The sequence below is a fragment of the Martelella mediterranea genome, from assembly GCF_004342225.1.
Taxonomy (GTDB): domain Bacteria; phylum Pseudomonadota; class Alphaproteobacteria; order Rhizobiales; family Rhizobiaceae; genus Martelella; species Martelella mediterranea_B.
Genome location: NZ_SMAR01000076.1, coordinates 1 through 5,560, shown reverse-complemented (window position 1 = coordinate 5,560; position 5,560 = coordinate 1). Strand labels below are relative to the sequence as shown.

At 53.6% G+C, this 5,560-nt stretch carries 5 protein-coding genes, 1 tRNA gene and 1 pseudogene; 3 read left to right on the top strand and 4 right to left on the bottom strand.

The features are described 5' to 3' along the window. Window positions 1-102, bottom strand: a pseudogene (locus EDC90_RS20365) (IS5/IS1182 family transposase); the annotation flags it as partial. A gap of 185 nt (window positions 103-287) precedes the next feature. On the opposite strand from EDC90_RS20365, the gene EDC90_RS20360 reads away from it, so the two are divergent. Beyond that, window positions 288-845, top strand: coding sequence for an HNH endonuclease (locus tag EDC90_RS20360; protein ID WP_132314342.1), 558 nt, complete (start codon window positions 288-290; stop codon window positions 843-845). Window positions 846-932: 87 nt separating this feature from the next. On the opposite strand, the gene EDC90_RS20355 is transcribed toward EDC90_RS20360, so the two are convergent. The 3 genes from EDC90_RS20355 to EDC90_RS20345 form a co-directional block, all read right to left on the bottom strand. Beyond that, a complete protein-coding gene (locus EDC90_RS20355; protein WP_132314341.1) occupies window positions 933-2,600 on the bottom strand; it encodes a peptidase U32 family protein in 1,668 nt (555 codons plus the stop codon). A gap of 157 nt (window positions 2,601-2,757) precedes the next feature. Then, on the bottom strand, window positions 2,758-3,276 hold the full coding sequence (locus EDC90_RS20350; RefSeq protein WP_132314340.1) for a disulfide bond formation protein B: 519 nt from the start codon (window positions 3,274-3,276) through the stop codon (window positions 2,758-2,760). Between the two features lie 10 nt (window positions 3,277-3,286). After that, the gene (locus EDC90_RS20345; RefSeq protein ID WP_132314339.1) at window positions 3,287-3,868 is read right to left on the bottom strand and encodes a YqaA family protein; all 582 of its coding nucleotides are present in this window, start codon (window positions 3,866-3,868) and stop codon (window positions 3,287-3,289) included. 186 nt (window positions 3,869-4,054) lie between these two features. Here EDC90_RS20345 and EDC90_RS20340 point away from each other — a divergent pair. Both EDC90_RS20340 and EDC90_RS20335 read left to right on the top strand, forming a co-directional pair. Next, window positions 4,055-4,139 (top strand) — tRNA-Leu (locus EDC90_RS20340). Between the two features lie 282 nt (window positions 4,140-4,421). Beyond that, entirely contained in the window at window positions 4,422-5,474 is a 1,053-nt protein-coding gene (locus tag EDC90_RS20335; RefSeq protein ID WP_165972924.1) for a tyrosine-type recombinase/integrase, read from the top strand. The last annotated feature ends 86 nt before the right edge of the window (window positions 5,475-5,560 follow it).

Genomic DNA, 5,560 nt, shown 5'->3' with positions numbered 1-5,560 from the left:
TCGCTTGCATAGCGGGCTGATTTGCGGACATATTGCCGCCGGGTGATTTCGGTCCAGGCCATCGTGTGCTCCATCGTTTCTTCGCAAATCCGATGAAATCACATCCTGCTGAAATCACTCAACTCTTTTTCGGTCAGGCTCTGAAAAGAGAAGTTATTCCGGTAGGATAGAGTAAAGGCAGCGACACGAAAAGTTGAATTTCAATCGTTAATTAATCAGGCTTCACAATACTGTAACAACAGGCCTAATATACAGATGATAGATGCCGAATCGATCAGGAGAGTAACTTGACGATTGCAGTTTCGCCTCAGGCCCTGCCGGCACTTGTGCTGAATGCTGACTACAGGCCGCTGAGCTATTATCCCTTGTCGTTATGGTCCTGGCAGGACACGATCAAGGCTGTCTTTCTCGACCGTGTGAATATCATCGCCGAGTATGACCATGCCGTATCCTCGCCAAGCTTTTCCATGCGGCTTCCAAGTGTTGTTTGCCTGAAAACTTATGTGAAGCCTTCGCGCAACCCTGCCTTTACGCGCTTCAACGTGTTCCTTCGCGACCGTTTTCAGTGTCAGTATTGCGGCTCCCGTGAAGACCTGACTTTTGACCATGTCGTTCCACGCTGCCGCGGCGGTGAAACGACATGGGACAATGTCGTTGCGGCGTGCTCGCCTTGTAACCTCAAAAAGGGATCGAAAATGCCGCGCGCTGCCGGGATGATCCCGGAGCAGTTGCCATTCCAGCCGACGGTTCAGGATCTGCACAATAATGGCCGGATGTTCCCGCCGAATTATCTGCATGAAAGCTGGATAGACTATCTTTACTGGGATACCGAGCTGGAGCCATAAAACCCCTGCCAGTGTTTTTTAAGCTTTCTCAGGAACTGTCAGATCAACCGAAAGCATGATGCTTTATGTTGATCTGGTTCAGCTGATTTATGAGCGGTTTGCCGGTTCGCGCATGTTGCTATCCAGCATTTCGCCGTGTTTCTTGCTGGCAAGAATCTGTCGGGCACGCGCATAGACCGGGTCATTCCAGAAAATCACACAGCCATTGCAGCCGCGTCCGCAGCACCCTTCGATGCCGCGTCTTGAGGTGCGTGCGCGTTTGTCCATGGTTTCGGCGCTGATTGCCTCCTGCAGGCGGTCTCTCTGCCGGTAATAAGCCCTGTCGCTTGTCGTGTCGTTCAGTTCGACCCGCCGTGCAAGCCGGTCAAGTTTCAGCCTCTGCCACTCTTCTTCGCTGAGCATCGTTTCCTTGCGCACGACGCTATAGGGAGGAAAGTTCTTGCGCACCAATTCGGGGTTTTCACGGTCAAATGCCGAATAGGGAATGAATATCCTATGCTTCCTTGCACCCTCAGCCGTCAGAAGCGAAGTGCCTTCAAAGCCATCAAGCTGAAACTCATAAAGCCGCAGCAGAACCGGTTCTATCTCAGGGGCAGGGGGCAGAAACTCCAGAACGTCACCGGCCTCCAGCCGGTTCTTGACCTCGACTACCAGCCCATCTTCGCGGGTTTCATTCACTATGCCTGCAAACTCCCACGGGGCTGTTGTTTTGGTGTTGTCATAGTTGTGGGCGTAGTTTTTCAGCCGCCCTTCATGGAAGCCGATGGTGTAGCCACGATTGCCAGCCGCCTCCAGCTCACGCATATAGGGTTCTGCGGTCCATTGGTCCGGATCCCGGTAATAGGCGTCGATCGCGCGGCGGTAGGCTCTGGCAACGGTCGCGACATAATAGGCGCTCTTGTTGCGGCCTTCGACTTTCAGACTGTCGACACCGATCCGTAGCAAATCATTCAGACGCGGCATCAGGCACATATCCTTGGAGTTCAGGATATAGGAGCCGCGCATATCTTCCTCAATCGGCATCAGCTCCCCGGGTCTGCAGCCTTCTTCCAGCACGAATTCGAACAGCTCCATATTTTCTTCAGTGAGTTCCAGAGCCTTTGTCGTGCCATCCTTCAGGCGCATGTGCACCTTGTATTGCCAGCGGCAGGAATTGGCACAATTGCCCTGATTGGCTCCGCGCTCAGCCATGAAGTTGGACAGGAGGCAACGGCCAGAATAGGTCATGCACATGGCACCGTGAATAAAGCTTTCCAGTCGCACATCCGGGCAGTGCTCGCGGATTTCCGCAAGCTCTGAGAATGTGACCTCACGTGCCAGCACAACGAGATCGGCACCCATTTCTTTCCAGAAATCGACAGTTATCCACGAGCAGACATTTGCCTGTGTTGAAACGTGAAGGCTGATCTCCGGAAGCTCTGTCTTCAGAAACCGGAAGACGCCTGGATCAGCGACGATGATGCCGTCCGGTGAGATGTCTCTCAGTGTGCTGACGTAGTCCGGGAGTTTGGCAATGTCCTTGTTGTGCGTGAACAGGTTCAGCGTCAGGTAGACCCGAACACCGTTTGCATGGGCAAAGGCAATGCCTTCTGTGATGTCGTCCAGCGAAAACTTTGACTTCGTGCGAAGCGACATATCCGGTGTGCCAAGGTACACGGCATCGGCACCATATAGAACGGCCACTTTCAGCCGCTCCAGCGAGCCTGCGGGCATAAGAAGCTCGGACTTTACAATCTGATTTTCCCGCGTGGACATGTGGCTGATCTCCGGCCTGTCGGTGTTGGTTGCTTGATGAACCGCATAACCGATTTTGCCGCAGGCGATTTGATCCAGCGCATTCTTATGCTCATGAGCAGAATTTCTTGACGAAACTCATGAGGCACAGCTTGCCTGAAGCTGAACTTAGAGCGCCTTATCGCCTGGCCTTGCCAACGCCCCAGATTGCAATGGCGGCGATAATGATGCTGACCACAACATTCCAGCCTGCAAAAGAAAGCCCCAGAACACGCAAGGCGGCTTCATCGCATTTCGGGCCTTTTACGGTGTTCAGGTCTGAGAGCAGGGTTGAAACATCCTTGGTGACGCTGTCGAGGGCACCGGAACAATCTGTCGGCCCGGCCCACCAATGCCATTCAACGCCGGAGTGGTAAATTCCCATGCCCATGCCCCAGATCATCAGGCCGGCAATGATCAGCAGGGCGAGCCTGCCCAGCAGGCCGGGTAATATGTTGAAGCGATACGCCAGCAGGCCGGCAATGCCGACCGGTACGCCGATATAGTAAGGATTTCGTTCCAACAGACAAAGATGGCATGGAATGTATCCGCCGATATGTTCGAACCCCAGTGCTGAGCCGACCGATACGGCCATACCCAGTGTTGTCAGGCTGAGCGCGATGACGAGGCGGTTGCGGCTGATAATATTGGGGATCATGGGTCAGAACCTAAAAGACGAATTTGACGAGGTAAAAGCCGCCGATCAGAAGAACGACGAACAGGGTGAACAGAAGCCCGAGATATTTCTCGATGAAATCGCGGATCGGCGCGCCGAAATGGTGCAGGAGATAGGCGATCAGGAAAAAGCGGAACGAGCGTCCGATAACGCTTACGAGCAGGAAAACAGCGAAATTGAGGCCGGTGGCACCGGAGAAAATCGTCAGCACCTTATATGGAAATGGCGTGATTGCCGCGAACAAAACACCCCAGCCGCCCCATGTATTATACCATTCGGCGATTTTCTCGAAGGATGCCTCTTTGCCATAAAAAGCCAGGATCGGCTGTCCTATGGCTTCAAAAAGAAACATACCGATCAGATAGCCGCCGACGGCACCAAGGATTGACGCGAGTGTACAGATCAGGGCGACCCTGAACCACTTCGCCGGTTTGGAGATCACCATCGGGATCATCAGCACGTCTGGCGGGATCGGGAAGAACGAACTTTCAGCGAATGAAACTGTAAACAGCGCCCGCTCCGCATTGCGCGTGGCTGCGAGCGACATGGTCCAGTTGTAGAGCTTTCGAAGCATGGATGATCCGGAAATGAGAGGTGCGTATGAATTAGAATATCGCGAGAAGATCGTAAATCCTGCATGCTTTGTCCATGCATCAAAACAGCGTGACAGCGTTTTTTCCATGCGCTGGATCAAAAGTCTGTTGACGGGACGGCTGATGTTCGTATAGTCCGCCGCAACTGCCTGAAACCTGAGGCTCAAGCCCCTTTGGCGGAACTGGTAGACGCGCCTGACTCAAAATCAGGTTCCGAAAGGAGTGCTGGTTCGATTCCGGCAAGGGGCACCAAATTTCTCACCGTTGCTCTTCATTAAGTTTTTGTTTTTCAATCGAAAATTATGAAACATCTTCCTTGGATATTGCGCTCAATGCCTTTTGCGTGCAACAAAGTGTGCAGCAAATTGGGTAACGAGCGCTATGCGAACCACGTCCAAAGGAAAGAATCCTGACCGCTTTCTCACCACGCGACAAGGTATTTACATGTACGTTCGGCGGGTGCCGAAGCTTGCGATAGACCTTGATCCCCGAGCGCCGGCTATTCGAATTTCGCTCGGGACTCGTGATCTTGCGATGGCGCGGATCAAACGTGATGCCTACGAAGAGGCGGACAACGCATTGTGGGGCGCATATTTGGGGGGTGATGACCGCAGCAAGGCGGACACACGCTACCGCGCAGCCGTGGCACGTGCGCGTGCTCTGGACTTCACCTATCGTCCGGCAGCCGATGTCATGGCAAGTGAGACCGGCGATCAGATCATGGCTCGACTCGACGCATTGTCGGCTTCTCCGCCAAAAAGTATGGATGCTACGGCGGTTTTGGGACTTGAGCCTCGGCCGCGCGTGCGATTGTCCGAGGCCTTCGAGCTTTACCTGACAGAGATTGCTGCATCGGAAGTTACAGGCAAGAGTGCTACACAGAGGCGAAACTGGACGAAGGTGCGGCGCCGGGCTGTTTCAAACTTCATTGCGGTTGCCGGAGACAAATATTTCGATGAAATCGATCGCGAGGATGCCCTGAAACTCTACCGATACTGGCGGGAGAAGATTGCACCGGCTGACGGCCCCGCCCAAAGAAGCGCTTCGTCCGGCAATAAGGATATCGGCTGCCTTCGCAACATCTGGCGATCCTATCAACGCTATCAGGGTGTATCGTCGGACAGTAATCCGTTTGCGAACCTATCATTCCGCGACAAGAATAGCGCCCAGCGGCCTCCATTCTCTGCTGAATGGCTTGAGAGGTGTGTATTGGCACCGGGCGCGCTATCAGGCTTGAACGAAGAAGCACGTCATATCGTACAGATTCTGATCGAAACGGGCGCTAGGCCTTCTGAGATCTGTAATCTGGTGACTGAACAGATTCACCTTGATCACGAAGTTCCCCACATAGCGATAGCGCCCCGGGCTGATCGGGCCGATCCGCGAGAAATCAAAACGACCTCGTCGATCCGGCTTGTGCCGCTTACGGGTGTCGCACTGGCAGCCATGCGATTTCATCCGGACGGCTTTCCCAGGTACAAGAACCGCGAGGAAACACTCTCCCAGACGCTGAACAAATATTTTCGAGCCCGTTCCCTGTTTCCGTCACCGAAGCACAAGATCTATTCAATCCGCCATGCTGTCTGACGTCAGCGCCGGTGGGACAGATTTGAGGATTTGAATAAGGGAGGATTTCTGGTTCATCTTATCAATTAGGAGATCGAGATGACGAA

Coding starts and splice junctions, on each gene's coding strand:
- EDC90_RS20355 (WP_132314341.1), bottom strand. CDS start 2,600: ATGTCCACGCGGGAAAATCAGATTGTAAAGTCCGAGCTTCTTATGCCC.
- EDC90_RS20350 (WP_132314340.1), bottom strand. CDS start 3,276: ATGATCCCCAATATTATCAGCCGCAACCGCCTCGTCATCGCGCTCAGC.
- EDC90_RS20345 (WP_132314339.1), bottom strand. CDS start 3,868: ATGCTTCGAAAGCTCTACAACTGGACCATGTCGCTCGCAGCCACGCGC.
- EDC90_RS20335 (WP_165972924.1), top strand. CDS start 4,422: ATGGCGCGGATCAAACGTGATGCCTACGAAGAGGCGGACAACGCATTG.